General features: G+C 61.1%; 18 protein-coding genes. 12 read left to right on the forward strand and 6 right to left on the reverse strand.

All coding sequences use genetic code 11. The features are described 5' to 3' along the window. The first annotated feature begins 398 nt into the window (after positions 1-398). Entirely contained in the window at positions 399-2,510 is a 2,112-nt protein-coding gene (locus tag ONZ54_RS16580) for an alpha-amylase (RefSeq protein WP_271786713.1), read from the forward strand. A gap of 81 nt (positions 2,511-2,591) precedes the next feature. On the opposite strand, the gene ONZ54_RS16585 is transcribed toward ONZ54_RS16580, so the two are convergent. Next, the gene (locus ONZ54_RS16585; protein WP_271786714.1) at positions 2,592-3,218 is read right to left on the reverse strand and encodes a glutathione S-transferase; all 627 of its coding nucleotides are present in this window, start codon (positions 3,216-3,218) and stop codon (positions 2,592-2,594) included. A gap of 158 nt (positions 3,219-3,376) precedes the next feature. Between ONZ54_RS16585 and ONZ54_RS16590 the strand changes: the two genes are divergently transcribed. The 4 genes from ONZ54_RS16590 (at position 3,377) to ONZ54_RS16605 (ending at position 6,999) form a co-directional block, all read left to right on the forward strand. Continuing rightward, positions 3,377-4,021, forward strand: a complete 645-nt coding sequence (locus tag ONZ54_RS16590; RefSeq protein WP_021139081.1) for a response regulator — start codon at positions 3,377-3,379, stop codon at positions 4,019-4,021. A gap of 187 nt (positions 4,022-4,208) precedes the next feature. Next, the gene (locus ONZ54_RS16595) at positions 4,209-4,790 is read left to right on the forward strand and encodes a TetR/AcrR family transcriptional regulator (RefSeq protein WP_005312128.1); all 582 of its coding nucleotides are present in this window, start codon (positions 4,209-4,211) and stop codon (positions 4,788-4,790) included. A 70-nt stretch (positions 4,791-4,860) separates the two neighbouring features. Continuing rightward, on the forward strand, positions 4,861-5,730 hold the full coding sequence (locus ONZ54_RS16600) for an alpha/beta hydrolase (protein ID WP_271786715.1): 870 nt from the start codon (positions 4,861-4,863) through the stop codon (positions 5,728-5,730). Positions 5,731-5,853: 123 nt separating this feature from the next. Further along, a complete protein-coding gene (locus tag ONZ54_RS16605; RefSeq protein ID WP_058393465.1) occupies positions 5,854-6,999 on the forward strand; it encodes a patatin-like phospholipase family protein in 1,146 nt (381 codons plus the stop codon). Between the two features lie 31 nt (positions 7,000-7,030). Here the strand turns inward: ONZ54_RS16605 and ONZ54_RS16610 are convergent, their stop codons facing one another. Continuing rightward, on the reverse strand, positions 7,031-8,983 hold the full coding sequence (locus ONZ54_RS16610; protein WP_192895991.1) for a monovalent cation:proton antiporter family protein: 1,953 nt from the start codon (positions 8,981-8,983) through the stop codon (positions 7,031-7,033). A 101-nt stretch (positions 8,984-9,084) separates the two neighbouring features. On the opposite strand from ONZ54_RS16610, the gene ONZ54_RS16615 reads away from it, so the two are divergent. Further along, positions 9,085-10,005: a GGDEF domain-containing protein gene (locus ONZ54_RS16615; protein ID WP_034523696.1), complete on the forward strand. Its 921-nt coding sequence runs from the start codon at positions 9,085-9,087 to the stop codon at positions 10,003-10,005. Between the two features lie 60 nt (positions 10,006-10,065). Here the strand turns inward: ONZ54_RS16615 and tilS are convergent, their stop codons facing one another. Then, entirely contained in the window at positions 10,066-11,436 is a 1,371-nt protein-coding gene (tilS, locus tag ONZ54_RS16620; protein ID WP_271786716.1) for a tRNA lysidine(34) synthetase TilS, read from the reverse strand. Between the two features lie 128 nt (positions 11,437-11,564). On the opposite strand from tilS, the gene ONZ54_RS16625 reads away from it, so the two are divergent. From ONZ54_RS16625 to ONZ54_RS16640, 4 genes are all read left to right on the forward strand, one after another. After that, positions 11,565-13,595, forward strand: a complete 2,031-nt coding sequence (locus tag ONZ54_RS16625) for a M13 family metallopeptidase (RefSeq protein WP_271786717.1) — start codon at positions 11,565-11,567, stop codon at positions 13,593-13,595. A 114-nt stretch (positions 13,596-13,709) separates the two neighbouring features. Then, positions 13,710-14,147, forward strand: a complete 438-nt coding sequence (locus ONZ54_RS16630; RefSeq protein WP_271786718.1) for a PliI family lysozyme inhibitor of I-type lysozyme — start codon at positions 13,710-13,712, stop codon at positions 14,145-14,147. A gap of 398 nt (positions 14,148-14,545) precedes the next feature. Continuing rightward, the gene (locus ONZ54_RS16635; protein ID WP_271786719.1) at positions 14,546-16,279 is read left to right on the forward strand and encodes an ABC-F family ATP-binding cassette domain-containing protein; all 1,734 of its coding nucleotides are present in this window, start codon (positions 14,546-14,548) and stop codon (positions 16,277-16,279) included. Positions 16,280-16,356: 77 nt separating this feature from the next. Further along, the gene (locus ONZ54_RS16640) at positions 16,357-16,896 is read left to right on the forward strand and encodes a GNAT family N-acetyltransferase (RefSeq protein WP_271786720.1); all 540 of its coding nucleotides are present in this window, start codon (positions 16,357-16,359) and stop codon (positions 16,894-16,896) included. 55 nt (positions 16,897-16,951) lie between these two features. Here the strand turns inward: ONZ54_RS16640 and yjeH are convergent, their stop codons facing one another. Both yjeH and ONZ54_RS16650 read right to left on the reverse strand, forming a co-directional pair. Further along, entirely contained in the window at positions 16,952-18,232 is a 1,281-nt protein-coding gene (yjeH, locus tag ONZ54_RS16645) for an L-methionine/branched-chain amino acid transporter (protein ID WP_059167925.1), read from the reverse strand. A gap of 141 nt (positions 18,233-18,373) precedes the next feature. Next, a complete protein-coding gene (locus ONZ54_RS16650; RefSeq protein WP_058393475.1) occupies positions 18,374-19,669 on the reverse strand; it encodes an HAAAP family serine/threonine permease in 1,296 nt (431 codons plus the stop codon). A gap of 505 nt (positions 19,670-20,174) precedes the next feature. Between ONZ54_RS16650 and ONZ54_RS16655 the strand changes: the two genes are divergently transcribed. Continuing rightward, positions 20,175-21,083, forward strand: a complete 909-nt coding sequence (locus tag ONZ54_RS16655; protein WP_021139723.1) for a LysR family transcriptional regulator — start codon at positions 20,175-20,177, stop codon at positions 21,081-21,083. A 106-nt stretch (positions 21,084-21,189) separates the two neighbouring features. Continuing rightward, on the forward strand, positions 21,190-22,611 hold the full coding sequence (locus tag ONZ54_RS16660; RefSeq protein WP_271786721.1) for an MATE family efflux transporter: 1,422 nt from the start codon (positions 21,190-21,192) through the stop codon (positions 22,609-22,611). A 22-nt stretch (positions 22,612-22,633) separates the two neighbouring features. Here ONZ54_RS16660 and pdxY read toward each other — a convergent pair whose 3' ends face one another. Beyond that, the gene (gene pdxY, locus ONZ54_RS16665; RefSeq protein ID WP_271786722.1) at positions 22,634-23,494 is read right to left on the reverse strand and encodes a pyridoxal kinase PdxY; all 861 of its coding nucleotides are present in this window, start codon (positions 23,492-23,494) and stop codon (positions 22,634-22,636) included. Positions 23,495-23,505 lie beyond the last annotated feature (11 nt).

Consider the following 23,505-nt stretch of genomic DNA (forward strand, 5'->3'; position numbering starts at 1 on the left):
TGGTCACGTCCGCCAACTGTGACCGACCCGCCCAGTCATGCCCGCTGACCGATACAGTTAGCGGGAGCCGCCGCGTCGGGTTAGAGCCGTGCCATTTTTCCGGGAAAAGGAGCTGGCCCAGTACAAGCACCCAAGCCATCCCTTGGGGTTGCTCAGTCGTGAGCAAATACCCTGGAATGTCGCGACTCGGGCGGCGGCTTCTTGACGTCAGGGCGGCCTTCTCTGGACAAGCGCGATCGGATACTTGCCGTCATCACACTTTGCCCGGCTTGAAAACGTAACCATTTGAACTGAGTTCACAGATCGGCGTTTTGCCTGTCCAAGCCCGCCACTATGCCACCTAGAATGAGCCCCATTGACGGAATCTGGTCCGGTTACCCTTGCTCAAGGAATGGCTTATGCGTCGCTCTCCTCGCTTCTCTCCCCTCTGGCTCGCCCTGCTGGCCAGCCCCCTGTGTTCAGGCCTGGTGCTGGCCTCCCCCGAGGTACATCTCTATGTGGATGGCAAACCTGTGGCCGAGGCGCTGACGCTGGACAAGGGCACCGTCAGCCTGACCCACAAGCTGGACAAGGGCAGCCACCAGATCCGCATCGGCGATGCCGGCAACAGTTGCGGCACCAGCTTCGGTCCGACCGAGGCCAAGCCGCTCCCCTTCGGCACCGCCCAGCCCATGGACAAATGCGCCAAGGGGACAAGTTTCACCCTGCGGGTGATGCTGGCCGGGGACTACGAGTTTACCTTCAACCCCGATACCCCCAGCCTCAAGGTGCTGCGGGCGACCAGGAAGAGCGAGTTCAAGCGCCAGCCCCCGACAGAGCCCTGTATCGCCTGGGATGGAGGCCCTGTGACGGTGTCGCTGAAGGGAGTCTGGCCTGACGGCACCCGGCTGCGGGATGCCTACTCAAAACAGGAGGCCGTGGTCAAACAGGGCAAGCTGACCCTGACCCCGAGCAAGGAGAGCGGCGGCCTGCTGCTGCTCGAACCGGTCAAGGCAGCCAAGCCAGCGCCGTTCAGCTGGGATCAGGCGAGCGTCTATTTCTTGCTGACCGATCGCTTCCACAACGGCGATCCCGCCAACGATCACAGTTTCGGTCGCCAGAAGGATGGCCAAGACGAGGTTGCAACCTGGCATGGCGGCGATTTCAAAGGGCTGACCGAGAAGCTCGACTACATCAAGAGCCTCGGCATGAACGCCATCTGGATCACTCCCATGGTGGAGCAGGTACACGGCTTCATCGGCGGCGGCGAGCAGGGCAACTTCCCCTTCTACGCCTACCACGGCTACTGGGCACTGGATTTCACCAAGATCGATCCCAACTACGGCAACGAGGAGAGCCTGAGAACCCTGGTGGACGAGGCCCACAAGCGCGGCATGCGGATCATTCTGGACGTGGTGATGAACCACGCCGGTTACGCCACCCTGGCCGATCTGCAGGATCTGGGGCTCACCGATCTGACCCAGAACACCGGCAAACTGCCGGCCACCTGGAACCAGTGGCGTCCGAGTGGCGGCCTCAACTGGCATGGCTACAACCAGTTTATCGACTACCAATCACCAGACTGGAACAAGTGGTGGAGCGGTGACTGGGTGCGCGCCGGCCTGCCCGGTTACCCGCAACCCGGCACAGACGACGTCACCGGTTCGGTGGCGGGGCTGCCGGACTTCCTCACCGAGTCCACCAAGCCGGTGGGCTTGCCACTGCTGCTGGCGGCAAAGAAAGACACCAGAGCCAAGGCGCTCCCAAATGCAAGCGTCAGCGACTACCTGATCGCCTGGCACACCGACTGGGTGCGCCGCTTCGGCATCGACGGCTTCCGCGCCGACACCGTCAAGCACTTGGAACCCGCCGTGTGGGCCAAGCTCAAGCAGGCGGGCACGGCGGCACTCAAGGAGTGGAAGGCAACCAACCCGGACAAGGCGCTCGATGCTCTCCCCTTCTACATGGTGGGCGAGGTGTGGGATCACGGGGTCGCCAAGGATTTCTGGTACCAGAATGGCTTCGATTCCCTGATCAACTTCGACTATCAGCGGGAGTTCGCCCTGCCCCAGGCCCAGTGCATGGCAGGCAGCGATCCCACCTATGCCAGCTACGCCAGCCGCATCAATCAGGATCCCGAGTTCAACGTGCTGAGCTACATCAGCTCCCACGACACCAAGCTGTTCTTTGGTGACTATCAGGACGTGCCGCTGCAACGCAGAGTCGCTAACAGCTTCATGCTGCTGCCGGGGGGCATCCAGCTCTACTACGGCGACGAGTCTGGCCGGGGTCTGGCCAAGGATGGCGGCGTGTTCGATCAGAGTGTTCGCTCGGATATGAACTGGCAGGAGATCGGGAGCGGCGAGAAAGCCGAGCTGGTCAAGCACTGGCAGCGACTCGGCCAGTTCCGCGCCGCCCATCCGGCCATAGCCGCTGGCAGCCACAAGAAGCTGTCGGATGCTCCCTACAGCTTCGTGCGGGAGAAGGGCGCCGACAAGGTGGTGGTGGTGTTTGCCGGTCGGCAGCCGTAGACCTTCCCACGCATCTGCAGAGAGGGGAGCCAATGGCTCCCCTCTTCAATGTCAGTCGCCGACCCGTTCAACAGGACCGTCTTACGTCGGTTGACGGGCAGCCACAGGCCACTGCAACCGTACCTTGACCAGCAGAGCCTGCCACAAAGGCCAGGCCAGCAAGGCCTGCTGATAGACACCGGCTTGACCGGGCAACTGGATGCCATAGCTGGCAAGCCGATAGGCCATCACCCCATAGAAGGCATCTATGATGCCCTCTTCACCGAAATAGAATGGCCCCCTCGCTTGGGACCAGATGGTCTGCAGGCGAGCCAGCTCGCCGATGGCCTCCACCGGTGGCTCGCTGCGGGTCGGCGCCCCCAGAAAGAAGGGAAGCTGACTACGGATCTGGCCAAAGCCCGAGTGCATTTCCGCGCACAGACTGCGGGCCAGCGCCCGCTCGGCCCGGGAAGCGGGATAGAGCTGGCGGTCTGGGCAGAGCTCGTACAGGTATTCGGCAATGGCCAGCGAGTCGTGTACCCGCACGCCATCGTGATCCAGCCAGGGCACTAGGCCGGCAGGCGCCAACCGCTTGAGCCGCGCCAACGCCTTGGCATCTTCCAGATCAAACACCTGCTCCTGCCACTCCTGCCCGCTCATGGCGAGCACCAGTGCCGCCCGCATTGCCCAGGTGGAGCCCGTGCCCACCGTCAATACCAAGGATCCCATCTCTTGCCTCCTGCATGGGTTGCTCGTGACCATCCCATCTGCCCCAATGGCACGACATCCGACGGTCGCTTCACATTTGCACGCCTGCGGGTTTGACCCCCCAGGAGAGCGATGCTAGTTTGATTTTCCAAAACAATCAGTTAGCAACAATGTGAGCAATGGACAGCCAATTTACCATCGTCATCGCAGATGACCACCCCCTGTTTCGGGGCGCCCTCTATCAAGCTGTGCACATGGCTATCAACGATGCCCAGCTGCTGGAGGCCGACTCCATCAACAGCCTGACCAGCCTGCTGGGGGAACACCCTGAGGTAGACCTGTTGCTGCTCGATCTCAAGATGCCCGGCGCCAACGGCTTCTCCGGCCTCGCCCACCTGCGCGGCCAGTATCCCGACCTGCCCATTGTCGTGGTCTCCGCCTCGGAAGATGCCGCCATCATCCAGCAAGTTCTGCGGCTCGGCGCGCTGGGTTTCATACCCAAGTCGGTCCCCATGAAAGAGCTGGTCAACGCCCTCAATACGGTGATCGGGGGAGATAACTGGGTGCCAGCCGGCATATCCCTGCATCCCGAATCCGAAGACGGCCCCGATTTCGCCAGCAAGCTCGCCAGCCTCACCCCACAGCAGTACAAGGTGCTGGTGATGTTGCGCGACGGCAGCCTGAACAAGCAGATCGCGTGGGAGCTCAATGTCTCCGAAGCCACCATCAAGGCCCATATCACGGCTGTTTTTCGCAAACTCGGCGTCAAGAACCGCACCCAGGCGGTCATCGCCTTGCAGCAGATGGATATCAAGGACGACTGACCCCTTGCCACCTATCACTCCCGCCTTTCGCAAGCCCAGCGTCAATACCCGCTCCCAGACGGTCATTGCCTTGCAGCAGATGGATATCAAAAAGGATTGAGTCTGACCTGTGGCCTCTCCTGCCAGTTTCTCCCTCGACAATTAGCACGATCGTACTTTATGCTGCAGGGCCAACGAGGAGAGAGTGATGAGCAAGGGCCGTCTGACCCGCGACAACATTTTGCAGACTGCGTTTGAGCAGGCGAGCCAACAAGGGCTGGAGAGCCTGACCATAGGCTCGCTGGCCTGTGCGTGCGAGATGTCCAAGAGCGGTCTCTTTGCCCACTTTCAATCCCGCGACAACCTGCAGATCGCCGTACTGGAACACGCTGCCGAAGTGTTCCGGGAACGGGTGATCCAGCCCGTGCGCCAGCAGCAACACCAGAGCCAGCGCGAAAAACTTGTCGCCCTGCTCCAGGCCTGGCTGGCCTGGAATCAGTGTTTCGCCGGTCGCTGCATGTTCCTCGATGCCTGGACCTCGGCCCAGGAGGGTGACGTGCAACAGGCAGCGCGCCAGCTGGTGCGTTTCTGGCTCGACTACCTGGCCCGCCAGGTAGTGCAGGGTCAGGCGCAGGGGGAGTGGCGCCAGGATCTGGAACCCTGGCGCGCCGTCTATCGGCTATACGGCCTCTATCTGGCAGATCAGGTGTTCAATGCGCTGGACTTGTGTCAGGATCCCGCTCGCCACTTCTGGCCCGAAGTGGATGATCTGCTGACGAGCTGGCAATGATTTCTCGAATGACTTTTTAAAAACCCACAAAAAAGCACGACCGTTCGCACACAAAACAGACAGGACCATCATGAGCAGCAAGATCTACTTCAACACCCGCCGCTTCAGCCCGATCAAATGGCTGCTGGGGCTTGGCACCCGGTTGCATCACAGACTCGCCCCCGCTCACGCCAGGCGCACTGCCAGCAAGCTGCTGCTCACCCCCCAGCGCAATCAGCGGGATGAGGCGGCGCCTGCGGGCCTGGTGAAGCAAGCGGTGCACACCAGCGAAGGGATATTGATGAGCTATCGGCTCGGCCAGGGGCCGGTCTGGCTGTTGATGCACGGCTGGTCCGGCAGTGCCAGCCAGTTTTATCCGCTGATGAGCCATATCGCCGCCCAGGGCTTCACCGCCATCGCCTATGACCATCCGGCCCATGGCCATAGCGCCGGTCATACCGGTCACCTGCCCCGCTTCGTGCGCGCCTTTGACGAGCTGGTGGCCGAACAGGTCGCCAAATTCGGTCCCCTCAGTGGCGTCATCGCCCACAGTATGGGAGGTGCCGTCACTCTCTCCAGTCGCCAACAAGCCCTCGACCAGTTGCCGCTGCTGCTTGTTTCGCCCGTGCTCGACTATGTGCCCCAGCTCTACGGCATGGTGGCCCGCTCCGGCTATTCCATCCGCCTGTTCGATGCGGTAGTGAAAGAGATTGAGCAGGAGTACCAGCATCCCCTCAGCACGGTCGACCCTCTGGGGCGTCTCGCCAGCCGCAGCGGCGCCGCCATCATAGTGCACGACGAGGAAGACAGGTTTGCCCCCTACGGCGACTCCCAACGAGCAACCCTAGATGGCCGCACCCGACTGGTCAGCACCCGTGGGTTGGGTCACGGCCGAATCCTTGCCAGTGCCCCCCTCTTTGCCGCCTTCGATAGCCTGGCAGGCTCCCATTCACCGGCATAACCACCGTTGAAACCAGCCTGCTGAAAAAATGGTGCGCAGACCTGTTTTTATATTCGATACAGCGCCTTATAGTTAAATTGCTCGGTGGCAACACCTTCAGTGGCAACCATAAGGCGCAGTATCATGGCCAGACCCAACACAGCTCTTCTCTTGACCGGTGGCGGTGCTCGCGCGGCCTATCAGGTCGGTGCCCTCAAGGCCATCGCCGAGTTTTATCCCCGCAATCTCGGCATTCCATTTCCCATACTGTGCGGCACCTCGGCCGGTGCCATCAATGTCACAGCGCTGGCCTGCTATGCCTCCTGTTTCCACCTGGGGGTACGTAAGCTGGAGTGGGTCTGGCGCCGTTTCGAAACCCACCATATCTTCGACTTTCACCCCGGCAGATTGCTGTGGCGGCTGTTGTATGAAGGCTCGGCCGGGCTTATCAATCCTCACACCAATCACGCCTTTCACCTGTTTGACAACGCCCCCCTGCGCCGCCTGCTGGATCAGCTCATCGACTATCACCGCATCGACGACAACATCCTCTATGGCAGCCTGGAGGCGCTGGCCATCACAGCGTCGGACTATGATGACGGCCTCTCAACCACCTTTTTTCAGGGACGGGCCGACCATCTGCCGTGGGAGCGAGCCAGACGGCGCGGGGTGCGCACCCTGCTCACCTCGGATCACCTGCTGGCCTCCTCGGCGTTGCCGTTTGTCTTTCCGGCGACCCATATTGGCGACAAGTTTTACGGCGATGGTTCCATTCACCAGTTGAGCCCATTAAGCCCAGCCATCCATCTGGGGGCGGAGCGGATCCTGCTGATTGCGCTGGATCCACCTGCCCACTCGGCCCCCACCTTTCGCCATGGCCACCTGACCAGCTCCAACATCGCGAGCCACCTGCTCGATACCGTCTTTACCGATACCCTGAATTCGGATCTGGAGCGGCTATGGCGTATCAATCAGACCCTGGATCTCATACCCGAGCGGGAGCGCAGACGCCTGAAACTCAAACGGGTGGAAACCTGCGTGCTGAAACCGAGCCAGGATCTCGACACCATAGCGCTGGCCTATCTGCGCAAACTGCCTGTACACCTGCGCCGCCTGTTGCGGGTGCTGGGAGTGTCGGGGGACGAGACCAGCAGCCTGGCCAGCTTTCTGATGTTCTATCCCGGCTACTGCCAGCAACTGATCAAGCTGGGTTACAGGGACACCCTCAACGAGCGGGCGCGGGTCGAACAGTTTCTAGGGATTGAAGAAATGATGCGGGAAGAGGCGTAAATCAGCTTGTCGGCCTTGTGCAGCGCAAGGCCTAACGCCCCTCCAGCAACTTTTGTTCCGCCTGCTCCATCGCTACCGCATTGCCAAACAGCACCAGCCTGTCCCCTGCCGCCAGCCGCAATTCGGGCCTGGGCTCCAGGCTCTGTTCACCGCGTTGCACCTCTTTTATTCGCACAGCGTCAAGCGCCAGCGCCTGGACAGTCTGCCCCACGGCCCAGGCCTGATCGTGCAGCAGCACGGGATGCAGACGCTCGAGCAACTGATCCGTCTCCAGATTGCTGGCACTCTGGTCCCCCCAGTAGAAGCCGTGCAAAAAGCGATACTGGCTGCTGCGTTCCAGCTCCATGCGCCGGATCACCCGGCCGATGGGGATGTCGCAATTGAGCAATAGATGAGAGACCAGCATCAGGGCCCCTTCCTGGGATTCCGGGATAACCTCATGCGCCCCAGCCTGCTTGAAGGCCTCCAGAAAGCTGTCGTCCCGGGTCCGTACCAGTACCCTGACCTGCCCCGCCAGCTCCTTTATCAGCGCCAGCATGGCCTCGACCCGCTTGCGATCGTCGAAGGTGATGATCACCAGGCGAGCCCGCAGCAGACCGGCGGCCAGCAGGATATCGCGCCGGCTGGCATCGCCAAATGCCACCTGCTCCCCCGCCGTCTTGGCTTCGCCCACCCGCTCGGGATCGAGATCCAGCGCGAGGAAGGGAATGTCTTCCAGCTTGAGAAAACGGGCGCATGTCTGCCCGGCACGGCCAAAACCGGCGATGATGACGTGTTGATGTTTGCTCAGCCCCGACTGCGCCACCTCGGAGCGAGTCAGCAGGGCCGAGTCGGTGAGCGAGCGCGCCAGACCGTGCGCCTTTTGCACCAGCCAGGGGGTCATGGCGATGGAGATCACCCCTATGCCAATCAGCAGGGAGACCAGCTGATGGTCGAGCAGCGCGTGGTGGTTGGCCAGCGCCAGCAAGACGAAGCCGAACTCGCCGACCTGGCTCAGCATGATCCCCGCCGCCATGGCATCCCGCTTGCGCTCCCCCATCAAACCTCCCGCCAGCAGTACCAGCAGGGATTTGATCAAGATGAGGCCAAATACGCAGAGGATAACCTGCCACCAGGCCAGCGCCACCAGTTGCCAATCCATGGTCATGCCGATGGTGATAAAGAAGAGTCCCATCAACACATCCCGAAACGGCCTTATGTCCACCTCCAGCTGATGGCGATAGTGGGACTCGCCCAGCATCATGCCCGCCAGGAAAGCCCCAAGCGCCATCGACAACCCCAGCGAATGGGTCATGAAAGCCGCCAGCAAAGCCACCAATAGGGCACTGAGCACGAAAAGTTCATCGGAGCGGGCCCGCGCCACCTCGTGAAACAGCAGGGGCAGCAGCCACTTGCCGACGGCAAGCAGGCTGAACAGGGCAAACAGGCCTTTGAGGGTGGCCCAGGCGATCTCCGCCAGCAGGGCACTGCCCTGGATCTCGGGTCTGGCCAGTATGGGGATCATCACCAGCAGCGGCACCACCGCCAGATCCTGAAACAGCAGCACGCTGACCCCTAGTTGAGCGCGGCGGGTATGCAGCTGTTTTTGCTCTCCCAACTGCTTGATCACCACGGCGGTGGAAGAGAGCGCCAGGGTGCCCGACACCACCAGCGCCTGAGGCAGGCTCAGCCCCCACCACCAGCCAAGCCAGAAGAACAGCAGGGAGGTGAACAGCACTTGCAGACCACCGACCCCCACGACCAGCATCCGCATGGCGATCAGACGCGGCAACGAGAACTCCAGCCCCAGTGAGAACATCAGAAAGACGATGCCAAGCTCGGCGATGGTCTGCATGTTCGCCTGCTCGGAGAGAACGGCGGCCCCATGGGGACCCAGCAGAACCCCGGCGACCAGGTAAGCGAGGATCACCGGCTGGCCGAGGCGCCGGAAAATCGCCACCAGCAAGACGGCGGCAAACAGCAGGATCAACACATCTGCGTACAAATTTTTCCTCCCTTTTTATCCACTTAAGCCTAGTCAGCCGCCCTTGCTCACATTGAACATATTTTAGGCACAGGGATTGCAGAGAAGTGGCAGGTAGTAGGATGTATGAGGGCTGTACCGTGGAAAACACATCGTCATTGAATGGTTTGGGGCATGGCATCGAGTTGTGGGTTCGGCAGATGGAGCGGCTCACGCCGCTGGCAAGTCAGGATCGCAACCAGTTGCTCGAGCTGTTGCTGGCACAGTCGGATCTCGACAGCCTGCTGGCAACCTTTGCCGATCGTGCGGCAAGAGTTGTCCGTATACATAGCCTCTATTTTGACAACCCCCAGCCACAGAGGCTGATCCAGCAGCCACCCCAGGCCAGCCTGACGCTCCACAGCTACCCGTTTGAACTGCGCGGCCAGCACGGTCAGCTGTTCGGCCAGTTGCACTACACCCTGGAACACATACTGAGCGGCAGCCAGCAGCGGATCCTGCAGCAATACCATCAGCTGCTCTGCCAACCGCTGCCACTCTACCTGCGGCTGGCGCAGCTGGAGCAGCAAGTACGACTCGATCACCTGACAGGGCTCGGCAACCGCTCCTATTTCGACGAGGCCATAGGTCGCGCCGTGGAGCAACACAGCCGGGAATCCCACGGTCTGGTGCTGGTGCTGCTGGATCTCGATCACTTCAAACAGATCAACGACACCTGGGGTCACCCGGTCGGCGATCTGGTGCTGAGCCGCTTTGCCCATCTGCTCCAGAGCTGCATCCGCAGCACGGATCAGGCCTTTCGCCTCGGTGGCGACGAGTTTGCCCTCTTGCTGCAACCCGCCGAGCCCGAGGCCTGGCGCCCGGTCTGGCTGCGGCTGCAACACATGCTGCTGACCCACAAGGAACTCAGTACCTTCTCGGTCGGTTGCAGTCTGGGGGCGGCCAGCTGGCAATCCGGGGTCGCAGTCCAGAGCCTGTATGAGGCGGCCGATGCTCACCTCTATGCCCGCAAGAAAGCCGGAAAAGCGGGTCTGTTGGACTGAGCACCACAGCGCTATGGCCTTAAAAAAGCCCGCCAGGCTAGCTGCATGGCGGGCCTGAGCTCACTGCGGGATGCCGCTGTCGGCCGCTGGCAGCCACTGCCATCCCATCCCCGCTTCTTGCGTCATAAATCCGTCACAGATAAAGAGTCCGGCCACTGCCGCCACCTGCTCGCCATAGTAGAGGATGGGAATACGGCCCCGCAGCCAGGAAGGTACCCCATACTCTTGCAGCAGCTTCTTGGAACGGCGGCTGCCGCTGCGCCCCACAGGTTTGAGCATGACACCGGGCGTCACCTGAAAACGCACCGACAAAGGCTCCCCCATCCCTGGCAACCTCAGCCCCTCCCCGTCCGGCCTTGCCGACACTTGCACCCGCCCCAGCCCATCGGGCAGGATCACGGACTCGCCGATAGTGACAGCCAGTTGTTCGTGACGGGGCGTCAACCCGGGCCGAACCAGATGCAGCCGCCCCTGAAAACGGCGGCAATCGAGGTTTTTCAGGCTGAACTGAGGGTTGGCATCCTCCCGCGCCAGCGCCACCTCCTGCCACAGCAGAGCGAGCTGATCCCGGGAGGGCATCTCGCCCCCCAGGCGGCGGATCCAGTAACGCAGCAAGTTGTTGCGCCGGGTGGGCGACAGGGTTAGCAGGGGCACAATCTGCAGCGATGAAGCCGGTAATGATGAAACGTGTAGCGCCTCCCCCCCACAGGCCAGCTGCCAGTCTTCTTCGGCCAACTCCTCCAATAACGCCTCCTGCTCGGCGCACAGTGCCATGCTGCGGGCGGCGGTACGAGCCATGGCCGGCCAGCGAGCCTTGAGCTGGGGGATCAACTGCTGACGCAGAAAATTGCGGTCATAGCTCACGTCCTGATTGCTCTCATCCTCCACCCAGCCGAAGGGGAGGGTCGCCGCCGCCTCGGCCAATTCGGCGCGGCTGAACTCAAGCAGGGGGCGCAACAAGAGGCCACCGGCAAAGGGCTGGCTCGGCAAGATCCCCGCCAGACCGCGCAGACCGGCACCTCGCTTGAGGGCCAGCAGCAAGGTCTCCAGCTGATCGTCCTGATGATGAGCGGTGAGCAGCCACTCCCCTTTTTCCTGCCTGGCGGCCAGCCGCTGATAACGGGCATCCCGCGCCTGTGCCTCCAGACTCTCGCCATTGCTACGCACCAGCTGCACCCGCTCCACCATGAGCGGCACCGCCAGTTGCTGACACACGGCTTCGCAGTGGGCAACCCACTCATCGGCGTGGGGGCTGAGGCCGTGGTGGACGTGCAAGGCGCGCAGCGCAAGCCCATGCTCGCGGGCAAACTGCGCCGCCAACGCCAGCAACACTGTGGAATCGAGCCCGCCACTGAAGGCTACCAACAGGCCCCGGGAACCTTCCGGCTCAGGCAGGGTCTGACAAAAACGAGAATAAATACGAGAAATCATAGGCTTCCCCAAAACGACCTGGCCGATCTTAGCAGAGTCGGGCTTATCAAGCTGTAACCCGACTGCTAGAGTGATGTGCGCCCTGCATGGGCAAGGAAGCTGAATAACCCGAATTGGAATCCAACAGAATGAACAACAAGAAAAGCATACTGGCCGGCCTCATTGGGTTGGCCCTGTTAGCCGGTTGCAGTCAGGCGCCGGACACGGCAGACAAGCACTCGGGCCTGGCACTGGCCAACATGGATACCCGGGTCAAACCCGGTGATGATTTCTTCCGCTACGTGAACGGTCACTGGCTGGCCACCGCCAAGATCCCGGATGACAGGCCCGCCGATGGTGCCTTCTATATGCTCAGGGACAAATCCCTGGCGGATGTACGAGTGCTGGTGGAAGGGCTTGATGCCAAGGCCCCCGCCGATACCCAGGCCCGGCAGATCCGCGATCTCTACACCAGCTATCTGGATCAGGCTGGTCGGGATGCCAAGGGCACCACACCGCTGCTGCCCCTGCTCGGCGAAATCGATCAGATCCGCGATCAGAACGGACTGGCTCGCGCCTTCGCCCGCTCGGGCCAGCTGGGGGGCGGCGCCCCGTTCGGCTTCTGGATCGGTGCCGATGCCAAGGCACCGGACAGCCATGCCGTCTATCTCTATCAGTCCGGGCTCAGCCTGCCGGACAGGGATTACTACCTCAAAACCGACGCCAGCAGCCAGGCCCTGCGCCAGAAATACGAGCAGCACATCGCCGGTATGCTGACACGCTTTAGCGAAGCGGACGCGGGCGCAAAGGCCAAGCGTATCCTGGCCCTTGAGACCCAACTCGCCCAGATCCAGTGGGACAACGTGACCCTGCGGGACAGGGAGAAGAACTACAACAAGGGCTCCCTCGGCGAGCTCAAGCGTCTCGCACCCCATATCGACTGGAACGGCTACCTTGGCCAGGCCGGTCTCGCCGGTCAGCAGAGCCTGATCATCGGCCAGCCCAGCTATCTTGCTGCCCTTGATGGCCTGATACAGCAGACTCCCATCGGTGATTGGCAGGCTTACCTCAAGTGGCAGCTCATCACGGATTATGCCCCCTATCTCGACAGCCAGACCGACGCCCAGAATTTCGCCTTCTTCGGCACCACTTTGAGCGGCACCCCCAAGCAACGCGCCCCCTGGGAACGCGCCCTCGGCATACTGGACGATCACCTTGGGGAAGCGGTGGGCAAGCTCTATGTGGAACGCTACTTCCCGCCCCAGGCCAAGGCCCGCATGGAGCAGCTGGTGGAAAACCTGCGCACCGCCTACGGCCAGAGCATTCAGGAGCTGGACTGGATGTCACCGGCCACCAAGACCCAGGCACTGGAAAAGCTTGCCAAGTTCAGGCCCAAAATAGGCTATCCGGACAAATGGAAGGATTACAGCGCCATCGAGATCCGCGCCGATGACCTGGTAGGCAACCTGCAACGGGCTCGCGCCTTTGAATATGCCGACAGCCTGGCACGCCTGGGCAAGCCGGTGGACAGAGACGAGTGGCACATGTCGCCGCAGACGGTGAATGCCTACTACAACCCGAGCAACAACGAGATCGTCTTCCCGGCCGCCATATTGCAGCCCCCCTTCTTCGACATGCAGGCCGATGATGCCGTCAACTACGGTGCCATCGGCGGCGTCATTGGCCATGAAATGGGTCACGGTTTCGATGATCAGGGGGCCAAATCCGACGGTGATGGCGTGATGCGCGACTGGTGGACACCGGCCGACCTCAAGGAGTTTCGCTTTCGTACCAGCCGACTGGTTGCCCAATACAACCGCTTCGAGCCCATCAATGGCCAGTTCGTCAACGGCCAGTTCACCCTGGGGGAGAACATAGGCGATCTGGGCGGTCTCACCATAGCCCACAAGGCCTATCTGCTGTCACTCAAGGGCGAGGAAGCCCCCGTGCTGGACGGCTTCACAGGCGAACAGCGCTTCTTCCTCGGCTGGGCCCAGGTGTGGAAAGGCATGTACCGCCCCGAGCTGATGCAGATGCTGCTCTCCTCGGATCCGCACTCCCCGCCGGAGTACAGGGTCAACGGCGTGGTGCCGAACATCCCCGCCTTCTACGAGGCATTCAACATCAAGCCGGGGGACAAGCTCTATCTGGACCCTGCCAAACGGGTCAAGATCTGGTAACGGACGCCCTGTGCGAAGAGCCGGGACAGGCATCACCTGAACCCGGCTCACATATCAACATCCGTGACGGGCAGGAGATACCCGCCCGTCACCACAGTCACAAGGATCACATCCATGAAAGCCTTGCTCATGACACTCGGTCTGCTCACCCTGCCACTGACTGGTCAGGCGGCAGAAGGGTTCTTCAAACAGCTGACACTGCCCACAGGTCAGGTGCTTGCCATCAGCGAGGGGCGCGGTGAGCCCGCCTCCATCGGCAGCTACGACGTGCGTCTCTATTCCGGCGCCAACCCCCAGTTTCCCCTCGATCAGTTCATCGATGGCAAGGTACTGGCCCGAGATGGCAGCATCAAGGAGCTGAAGTTGCAGGATCTCAATGGCAACAAGCAGCCCGAGCTCATCGTCATCATCGAAAGCGCCGGCAGCGGCAGCTATCGCAGTGCCGACGCTTTTACCATCAATCCACAGGAGGGGCTGGAGATCTTCAACCACGTAGAAGGGCTGGCCCCCGACGAGGATGTGATCCAGGCGCTCAAGACCCCCCGCGATTGACCCACCACTCTCATACAGCCAAGGCCCCGCAATGCGGGGCTTTGACTTTGCTGGCGCAGCCGATAAGGCCACTGTCTCCGTGTACCCGGACCCACCTCACCACGGGGGCAAGAGACAGAGGCCCCCGATGGACGGCTATTTTTTCTGTGCTTATAATCGGCACACCTTGTCATCACAAAAAATAAGGAGGTAAAAAATGGTTATCCAAGCGTGTCCGATGTTCTCGGCTCGCCTGTTCGGCACATTCCAGTGCTCTTGCCTGCATACCATCGCGCTGCGATAGCGGGTTCGAGCAAAGCCGATTCCCTTCCAAACCGAGACCTTTCTCGACTCTGCCGTTGTCGCCAGCGCTCCTGATGACAGGGATTTTCGATCCCGTGATTTTAGAGAGCAAGAGCATGACAACCCTGATGAGTACCCATTCCCTGCACATGACGGCAGGACACCTGCCTCTGTTTGACAGCGTCGACCTCAGCATCCGCAGCGGTGATCGCATCGGCCTTATCGGTGCCAATGGCAGCGGCAAGAGCACACTCCTCGCCCTGCTGGCCGGTCAGCTCGATCCCCATGACGGACGCGTGCATCACGCAGCGGCTTGCCGCTGTGAATTCGTGGCGCAACATCTGCCCGCACGCCTGCAGGCGCTCACCGCCCGCGCCGTACTGCTCGATGCAGTGGACGGGGATCCCGCGCTCGACTGGCAGGTGGACAAGATGCTGACCGAGCTGCAACTTGAAGCACAGGCCGCGTTACCGGTCAGCGCCCTGAGCGGCGGCCAGCACACCCGATTGCAGATAGGCCACGCCCTGCTGCGCCAGCCCAATCTGTTGCTGCTCGATGAGCCCAGCAACCACCTGGACTTGCCCGCCCTGCTCTGGCTGGAACGCTTCCTGCTGGGCTGGCGCGGCGCTTTCGTGCTGGTGTCCCACGATGGCCGCCTGCTCGACAGGGTCACCCGCGAGACCCTGATCCTGCGGGATCGATGCCTCTATCGCTTCGCCCTGCCTTGCAGCCAGGCCAGGGCGGCCCAGGCCGAAGAGGACGAACAAGCCCGTTTGCGCCGGGCCGACGAGCAGAAGGAGATCGACCGCCTGAGCGCCAGCAGCAAACGCCTCGCCATCTGGGGGCGGGAGCATGACAACGAGAAGCTGGTGCGTCAGGCCAAATCCATGGAGAAACGGATTGCCAGGATGCAGGAGGAGCAGAGCGTTGTCGGTGCCGGCGCCCCCTGGCGCCTCGAACTGCACGGGCAGGCACTGCCCGCCGATGCCCTGCTGCGGCTGGACGCCCTCGACGTGCGCCCCGCTCCCGGCTTGCCTCCCCTGCTGCGGGCCGAGGATCTCGGACTGCGAGCCGGAGACAGGGTTGCCCTGCTCGGTGCCAATGGCACCGGCAAGTCCTCCCTGCTGCGTCAGTGCTGGCACGATCTGCACGCTCAACTACCGGGTGAAGGCTGGCACCGCCACCCCGGCGCCAGCATCGCCTACTACGATCAGTCCCTGCAGCAGCTCGATGACGCTGCAACGCTGACCGATGCCCTCTATCCTCTGGCCCCCCTGCCCGAGGTGACGCTGCACCAGGCCTTGATCCGTGCAGGTTTCCCCTACTCCCGTCACGGGCAACGCGTGCATAGCCTGAGCGGTGGTGAGCGGGCCAGGCTGCTGTTTCTCGCCCTGTCGCTGGCGAGCCACCATCTGCTCTGGCTGGATGAACCCACCAACCATCTGGATCTGGAAGGAAAAGAAGATCTGGCCGAGGCGCTGTCGCGTTTTGCCGGTGGCGTGCTGCTGATCTCCCACGACCGGGATCTGATCGAGCGCAGTTGCAACCGGTTCTGGGTGATCAGGGAAGGCCGGATTGTCGAAGCCCACAGTGCCGAGCGGGCCTATGCCGAGTTGCTCTGTGATGAACCCATGGACCTTTCAATCAGCCCCGCCACCACTGGCAGTCCGCAGGAGCAAGCCACTGTGGAGGATGACGAAGAGGCGCTGCTGGCACGCTGGTACGAGCTGGATGCCCTGCTCGCCGCCGACCTCGCCCGCAAGCCCAGGCATCAGACACCCCGGCTGCAACAACAGTGGCGCGACGAGTTGCAGCAGCTGGCCGGTTTGCTTGGCCTCGCAGCGAACTGACACCAGCAGTCACACCTTCACACGACTGTCTTTCCCAATCAGGCGGCCTGCCAACACAGGCCGCACAGGAGAAGAGCATGAATTCACGACAAGGGAGCGAACTGCGGCTCGACCCTATCACGACTGCCGATCTGCCCCACATCTATCGCGGCCTGTCGGATCCAGAGGTTATTGCCCACTACGGCATCAGTTACGATAGCCTGACGGCCTGTGAGGCCCAGATGGCGTGGTACGCCGACCTGGTGCGTCAGGGCACTGGCGGCTGGTTTCTGATCCGCAGTCAGCACACCGACCTCCCCATGGGGGCCATCGGCTACAACGATGCCGATCCGCAGCACAGAAAGGCCGAGCTAGGTTATTGGCTCTATCCCGAGTACTGGGGCAAAGGGGTAATGGGCAGGGCCCTGCCCCTTTTCCTGACCCACTTCTATGGCACCACTACGCTGCACCGGCTGCAGGCCCTGGTGGAGGAGCCCAATGTCGCCTCCGCCCGCGTCCTGCTCCGCGCCGGATTTCGCTACGAGGGGACGGCGCGGGAGTGCGAATGGAAGGGGGATCAGTTTATCTCCCTGCAACACTACGCCCTGCTGCGCAGCGACCAGCCAAGCGCCAGGTAGCCAACACGCCTGATAGACAAAGAACCCCGCACTGCGGGGCTCTTTGTCGGGCTGGTTACTTGATGGCGCAGATATTCTCCGTGGCCCGGGTGCGGCGCAGATAGCGGCGCCACAGGGAGAAGAGACCGTAACCTGCACTCAGCAATACGGCATAAAACACCTGGGAGGCGAGCGCCACCAGCACGGCGAGGCAGAGCAAGACGCTCAATCCCGCCAGCCCCTTGCCCATGCCGCCTAGCAGGCGCCAGCCTGCCGCCATGCAGAGCAGGTAGACCAGCACGAAGTTGCCGTTGGCGTAGCGGATAAGCTCATCCAGCGGCAAACGCAGCCAGAGGATCAAGGTGATGGAGACAAGGCAGATGGCGAGCACCCAGCACAGAGCATTGAGCGGCGCCCCCCGGGCCGAGAGACGAGCCAGCGAGGTGGGCAGCTTGCCCTCCCGCGCCATGCTCCAGATAAGGCGCGCAAACCCCTGCAGATAGATGTTGATGCTGGCAAAACAGGAGAGATAACCCAGGATTGCCACCAGCCACTTGGCGGTAGGGCCGAACAGCAGCGAGAGCAGGGCCGGAATGGCGGTGGCGTTTTTTGCCTCGTCGCCATAGAGCCCATATTTGAGCACCACCAGCGAGTGGACCCAATAGATAAGCCCCGCCAGCAGCACGCCACCAAGCAGTGCCAACGGGTAGTCCCGCTCAGGTCGCTTGAACTCCTCCCCCATGTGGGCGAAGGCTTCCAGCCCCACGAAGCACCAGAACATCACTGCCAGCGCCGTGCCCATGGCGGGCCATTCGCTTGCGGTCGGCAACGGCTGGGCCCCGTCGCGCCAGCTGAGATCACCCTTGAACCAGATGAGCAGGGTCAGCCCCAATATGGCCAGGGCGATCAGCAGTTGCAGGTTGCCGGAGGATCGTGCCCCGCGCAAACCCAGCAGAAACACCCCGAGCAGGGTCAGCAGCTGTATGCCCCACAGGGTCCACTCCTCCATCTCGAACAAAGCATGCCAGAAGCCGGCGGCAATGGTGAGTGCGGCAGGCAATCCCACCGGCAGCACAGCCAGAAACAGGAAGGCGGAGAAGCGCTCGGCGCCGTTGCCAAAAGCAAGACCAATCAGGTGCGGCGCCCCGCCTGCGTGAGGATAGCGACGGCCAAGCCGGGCGAAGGTAAAGGCGATGGGCAGCACCAGCACGATGAGCAGCACCCAGGCCCAGAGCGAGGCCCCACCGGCCAGCGACGCCGCGGTCGCCGGCACCACGAAGATACCGGTACCCAGCAGTGAGGTGGCGAGCAGCCCCATTCCCTGCCAGAGCCCGAGATCCTTTTTCAAAGCAGACATATTCCTTTGTCCCGATTAATAAACACACATCGGGCCATGTTAGGCCGCAACCCCTTGCTTGTTAAGGACTATCCCTTGCTCAAACAAAAAAAGCCGCCTCTTGCGAGGCGGCTTCTTCATTCAACAGTGTAACCGGAATTATCAGGCAATCAGCTTGTAGATGATACCGGACATGGCGATCAGGCCAATCAGGGTCACGAAGCCGTTGCTGATGTTGCCAGCGTATTTGCGCATGGCAGGTACCTTGGTGATGGCGTACATCGGCATCAGGAACAGCAGCATGGCGATGATGGGGCCGCCCAGGTCTTCGATCATGCCGAGGATGCTGGGGTTGACGGTAGCCACAGCCCAGGTGGTCAGGATCATGAAGACGGCAGTCACCTTGTCCAGTTGCTTGATGTCGACCTGCTTGCCTTTCTCGCGCAGCGCCTTGGCCATCAGACCGTTCATGCCCTCTTTGGCACCCAGATAGTGGCCGAGGAAAGACTTGCTGATGGCAACCATGGCGATCAGCGGAGCCGCTGTGGCAATGAAGGCGTTATCGAAATGGTTGGCCAGGTAGGACAGAATGGTGATGTTCTGTTCCTTGGCGGCAGCCAGATCAGCCGGGGAGAGGCTCAGTACGCAGCTGAACACGAAGAACATGACGGTCATGACCATCATGACGTGGGCACCCAGCAGTATGTTGCCGCACTTCTTCTCGGCACCGGCGCCGTAACGACCCTTGTTGTCTACCGCGAAGGAGGAGATGATCGGGGAGTGGTTGAAGGAGAACACCATCACCGGAATGGCCAGCCACAGGGTCTTGATGAAGTCGCCGTTGAAGGCATCGGACAGGGCCGGCGCTTCTGTGATGATGGCGCCGTTCCAGTGTGGAACCAGATAGAAGGCCAGGCCCATCAGGGTCAGCACGAACGGGAATACCAGCACGCTCATCGCCTTGACGATGAACTGGCCACCGAGGCGTACCACCGCCATCAGACCCAGGATCAGTGCCAGCGACAGGACGGCACGGGGTGGTGCTGTCATACCGAGTTGGTGAACCAGCAGGCTTTCAACCGTGTTGGTGATGGCGACCGAGTACATCAGTACTATGGGATAGATGGCAAAGAAGTAGAGCAGGGTGATGAACTTGCCTGCGGTCTTGCCAAAGTGCTCTTCCACCACTTCGGTGATGTCGCCATCACGGGTGGAGCCGGACAGTACGAAGCGAGTCAGACCACGGTGTGCAAAGAAGGTCAGCGGCAACGCCAGAAGCGCCATGGCCACCAGCGGCCACAAACCACCTACGCCGGCGTTGATCGGCAGGAAGAGTACACCGGCACCGATAGCGGTACCGTACAAACCCAGCATCCAGACCAGATCGGCCTTGGTGTTGCCACGGGAAGACGCATTACTGGCTGCGCTGCCTTCTACTGCAATGTTCATGTCAGACATAGTGGTGTTCCTGTCATCAAGGAAAATAGAAAAAATCTAGTCAACCGGGCGCAATGCCCTGTCCCATTTCCCTGGAACTCCTGCCGTTCATCCCTGTTTTTTCTTCCCCCCAAACCCGGCAAGGTGGTCATTACTCCATGCAATAACCAAATTGCAACAAACAGGTCAGTGGGTCATCAGCCTGGGGCTGTCAGCGCGTCAACCGTTACAACTCGTTAACGCACCTTTGTTCTGATGGGCTGACTCTAATTAAATCCCCTTAACGATCACAGTGTTTTTTTGAATTAATCAACCAAAGTTTGACTAGAATCGCCTTTCTGGCGTCATGGATCACGTTATCAGCTCAATCGTGTGAACAACCGTTAACAAATACAGGTAGTTTCACCAGTATCTATATCCTTATAGGTATAACAAACCGCTTACAGTCGGTCATTTATTGGTCAGGTTGTGCCTAGCCTTGCCCTGACGTACCCTGTTGTTCACCCTTTTTTTCCCCTGAGTTGTCATGGTCATCACCCGTACCGATCTCGCCGAACTGGCGGTTTTTGCCGCCGTGGCCCGTCATCAGAGTTTCAGCAAGGCCGCCCTCGAACTCGGCGTCTCGGCCTCCGCCCTGAGCCACAGCCTGAAAGGGCTGGAGACCCGGCTCGGTGTCAGACTGCTCAATCGCAGCACGCGCGCCGTGGTGCCGACCGATGCGGGTCAACGTCTGCTCGAGCAGTTGCTGCCGACCCTCAATACCCTGGAAGAGGCCCTCGACGAGCTGGCCCATCACAGCAATGAGCCTGTCGGGCGACTGAAAATAAGCGCACCAAGGGAGGCCATCAACGACTTGCTGGCCCCTGTGCTTATCGATTACATGGTGCGCTACCCGCGCATGCAGGTAGAGGTGGTGGAGCAGGAGCTGATGCCACGGCTTATCGAGGATGGCTATGACGCCGCCATCTTCTACGGCGATCTGCTGCCCAAGGAGATGATCGGTGTGCCACTGGGACCACACCAGCGTTATCTGGTGGTGGGCTCACCGGCCTATTTGAGCAAACACGGCACACCGCAACACCCTCGCGAGCTGTCGCGTCACGCCTGCATAGGTTATCGGTTGACACCTTCCCACCATTATCGCTGGGCGTTTACCGAGGGAAAGGGGAGCATGCTGGAAATCGAGGTGACTGGGCCGCTCACCACCAGCACGCCAGCCCTCTATCTTGGCGCTGCCGAGGCAGGGCTGGGATTGGCTTACTGTCCGGAAGAGGAGGTCAGCAAGCAGCTGGCAGAAGGGAAACTGTTGCGAGTGCTGGAGCCCTGGTGCCCAACCTTCGTGGGATTTTCACTCTTTTATCCAAGCCGTCATCAACTGGGTAAAGGTCTGCGCGCCCTGATCGACATGCTCAAGGCACATTACCAAACCCGGTGATTACTGAATTTTACTCATCAATCCATCAATCTCAAGGCGGATTATCAACAAAAATGTATTAATTTAGACTGTCGGCTCGATAATCGAACTCCCCAAGAGAATAGATATGTCTGCCTACTTCACATTGCGCCAGCGGGCGATGACCCGCCGTTTCTGGGGCTATGCCCTCCCCTCCATCATGGCCATGCTGGTTTCCGGTGCCTACTACCTGGTCGATGGCATCTTCGTCGGTCACTACGTGGGCGCCGCCGGCCTCGCCGGCATCAACCTGGTCTACCCGGTCATCATGGTGCTGATCGGTCTCGCCGCCATGATCAGCATGGGCGCGGCCACCGCCATCTCCTTCCAGCAAGGGGCCAAGAACCTCAAACTCGCCCGCCAGGCACTGGTCAATGCGCTCTGGCTGCTGGCCTTGCTCGGCACTCTGGCCCCCCTGCTGCTGCACCACTGGCACATCGATATCCTGCTGGCATTGGGAATAGAGCAAGGCACAGAGACCTGGAAACAGGCCAGTGACTACCTCTACTGGATTGGTGGCGGTACCCTGCTGCTGGCCAGCAACCTGGCGGTGCCCTATCTGCTGCGCAACGACGGCAAACCCAGGCTGGCCATGATCCTGGTCAGCGGGGGCGCAGTGCTGAACATCATTCTCAACTACATCATGGTCGGTCGGCTGGGGCTGGGACTGATAGGCTCTGCCCAGGCAACACTCATGTCCGAGGGGATCGTCAGCCTGCTGGGCCTGGGTTACTTCTTTACTTCCCACGCCAAACTGAATTTGTCATGGCGCCATATGGTGCCCAATTTTCCGGCCATGCCCAACCTGCTCTTTACCGGCCTGCCGAGCCTGATCGCCCAATTCAACCTGGGACTGCTGCTGCTGCTGCACAACAGCCAGCTGATGGCGTATGGCGCCATCAAGGATCTGGCCGGTTACACGGTAGCAGGCTACACGGAGGCAATATTCATCGTCATCCTGCAGGGACTGGCATTTGGCATCCAGCCTCTCGTCAGTCAGGCGGCGGGGGCCAAGCGCTACCGTGATCTGAAATTCCTGATGGAGATGGGGCTCAAGATCACGCTGGTCTATGGCATGGCAGTCTGGTTGCTGATCCAGCTGTTGCCGCGCCAGGTGGCCATGCTCTACACCGGCGGTCAGGATGCCGAACTGCTTGCCGCTGCCGTCAGCAGCCTGACTCTCAACCTCAGCGCCATTCCGCTGGAAGGGATCATCATCTTTGGCATAGTGCTGCTGCAATCCATGGCTCGCACCAAGCAGGCACTGATCATCTCGGCGGCCAAGACACTGCTGCTGCTGCCACTGATCTTTTTGCTGCCGATGCAGTGGGGACGCGAAGGTGTACTGCTCGCCCAGCCCACGACTGTGCTGCTGTTGACCCTGCCGCTGTGCTGGCTGCTGTGGCGAGAGTGGCGTCGCCTCAAGCTGGCGTGCGCTCCTCAGGGCCTGCACCAGGCCACAGGGCTAACCGCTCGTCAGGCTCTGCGGCTGGCACGTCGCCCGAGCTAGACACAAGTAGCACGGCTACGTGCTAAAGCCGGGTAGCCTGCTCACGCACCTGTGGCAGCACCATCGCCTGCTGGGCTGCCACCAGTTGCAGCTCATAGGCTCCGGCCAGCCAGGTCTGGGCCACGACTGCATCGACGCTGGCATTGGTACGCTCGAACGCCGCCACAGGCGTGAAACCTGCCAGCAGATTGGCCAGCATGGTGGCGCTCAGCAGATCACCGACTCCGATGGGATCGCGAGCAAAGGGATAGAGGGGGCGTGAGATATGAAACGCCCCCTCTTCGCATACCAGCAGCATTTCGAACCTGTCCATGGCCAACCCCGCCTGCCCGAGAGACTTGACCATCACCAGCTTGGCCCCCTGATCCCGCAGTTGCTGGCATGCTGCCAGAGCCTGGGGCACATTGCGGATCTCCCGCTCGGTCAGCTGTTCCAGCTCAAGCAGATTGGGGGCCAGCATATCGGCGCAGGCCAGCGCCCGGTTTTTGAGAAAGTCGGCGACACCAGGTGCGACTATGCACCCCTTGTCGGGGTGACCCATGACGGGATCACAGAAATAGAGGGCGTTCGGATTGAGCGCCTTGAGTCTGGCCACCGCCGCCAGTATCTCTTCCCCCTGCTCGGCCGAGCCGAGGTAACCGCTTAGCAGCGCATCGCACTGCGCCAGCACGCCTATGTCGGCCAGACCGGTTATCAGCTGGCGGATATGGCCATCCGGCATCACCATCCCCTGCCACCCCTGACTGTATTGGGTGTGGTTGGAAAACTGCACTGTGTTGACGGGCCACACTTCCATGCCCATGCGGCGCATGGGAAATACGGCGGCACTGTTGCCGGCACAGCCAAAGACGACGTGAGATTGAATGGAGAGAATGCGCTTCATGACGACTCACA

The organism is Aeromonas salmonicida, from assembly GCF_028355655.1.
Lineage (GTDB): Bacteria > Pseudomonadota > Gammaproteobacteria > Enterobacterales > Aeromonadaceae > Aeromonas > Aeromonas salmonicida.

Bases quoted from the DNA above. Each gene is read 5' to 3' on its own strand.
- yjeH (WP_059167925.1), bottom strand. From the start codon at position 18,232: ATGTCTGCTTTGAAAAAGGATCTCGGGCTCTGGCAGGGAATGGGGCTG.
- tilS (WP_271786716.1), bottom strand. From the start codon at position 11,436: ATGATTTCTCGTATTTATTCTCGTTTTTGTCAGACCCTGCCTGAGCCG.
- ONZ54_RS16640 (WP_271786720.1), top strand. From the start codon at position 16,357: ATGAATTCACGACAAGGGAGCGAACTGCGGCTCGACCCTATCACGACT.
- ONZ54_RS16595 (WP_005312128.1), top strand. From the start codon at position 4,209: ATGAGCAAGGGCCGTCTGACCCGCGACAACATTTTGCAGACTGCGTTT.
- ONZ54_RS16635 (WP_271786719.1), top strand. From the start codon at position 14,546: ATGACAACCCTGATGAGTACCCATTCCCTGCACATGACGGCAGGACAC.
- ONZ54_RS16585 (WP_271786714.1), bottom strand. From the start codon at position 3,218: ATGGGATCCTTGGTATTGACGGTGGGCACGGGCTCCACCTGGGCAATG.
- ONZ54_RS16630 (WP_271786718.1), top strand. From the start codon at position 13,710: ATGAAAGCCTTGCTCATGACACTCGGTCTGCTCACCCTGCCACTGACT.
- ONZ54_RS16660 (WP_271786721.1), top strand. From the start codon at position 21,190: ATGTCTGCCTACTTCACATTGCGCCAGCGGGCGATGACCCGCCGTTTC.
- ONZ54_RS16650 (WP_058393475.1), bottom strand. From the start codon at position 19,669: ATGTCTGACATGAACATTGCAGTAGAAGGCAGCGCAGCCAGTAATGCG.
- ONZ54_RS16655 (WP_021139723.1), top strand. From the start codon at position 20,175: ATGGTCATCACCCGTACCGATCTCGCCGAACTGGCGGTTTTTGCCGCC.
- ONZ54_RS16580 (WP_271786713.1), top strand. From the start codon at position 399: ATGCGTCGCTCTCCTCGCTTCTCTCCCCTCTGGCTCGCCCTGCTGGCC.
- ONZ54_RS16590 (WP_021139081.1), top strand. From the start codon at position 3,377: ATGGACAGCCAATTTACCATCGTCATCGCAGATGACCACCCCCTGTTT.
- ONZ54_RS16605 (WP_058393465.1), top strand. From the start codon at position 5,854: ATGGCCAGACCCAACACAGCTCTTCTCTTGACCGGTGGCGGTGCTCGC.
- ONZ54_RS16625 (WP_271786717.1), top strand. From the start codon at position 11,565: ATGAACAACAAGAAAAGCATACTGGCCGGCCTCATTGGGTTGGCCCTG.
- ONZ54_RS16615 (WP_034523696.1), top strand. From the start codon at position 9,085: ATGTATGAGGGCTGTACCGTGGAAAACACATCGTCATTGAATGGTTTG.
- pdxY (WP_271786722.1), bottom strand. From the start codon at position 23,494: ATGAAGCGCATTCTCTCCATTCAATCTCACGTCGTCTTTGGCTGTGCC.
- ONZ54_RS16600 (WP_271786715.1), top strand. From the start codon at position 4,861: ATGAGCAGCAAGATCTACTTCAACACCCGCCGCTTCAGCCCGATCAAA.